The following is a 276-nucleotide window of genomic DNA, read 5'->3' on the forward strand; positions in this document are numbered from 1 at the left end:
TCCACCTCGACAAAGCGGGCGAGGGTGCCCGGGTCGCCGCTGGCGATACCTTGCCGGTAGCGGTCGAGTACCACCCGCGGCCAGGGGTCGTTGGCGAAGGCGATCCAGGCTTTGCGGTAGAGCAGGGTATCGATGTTGATGAACGAGGCGATGACGTCATGGCCCTCGGTGGCGCACCACTGGGGCACTGGCCTGGGTGGCGCCAGGGGCATCTGCGACACCGGGAAACGCTTGAGGGTCCCGGCTGCCGCAACCTCGTAGGCTTGCCAGATTTCC

1 protein-coding gene is annotated in these 276 nt (G+C 66.7%); it reads right to left on the reverse strand.

The genetic code is table 11. From position 1 onward, the window contains the following. A partial coding sequence (locus QSV36_RS21440; protein ID WP_289134260.1) for a toxin VasX occupies nucleotides 1-276 on the reverse strand: 276 nt, incomplete at both ends.

Origin of the sequence: Pseudomonas sp. BCRC 81390 (genome assembly GCF_030341915.1) — a bacterium.
In the GTDB taxonomy this organism is placed as follows: Bacteria; Pseudomonadota; Gammaproteobacteria; order Pseudomonadales; family Pseudomonadaceae; genus Aquipseudomonas.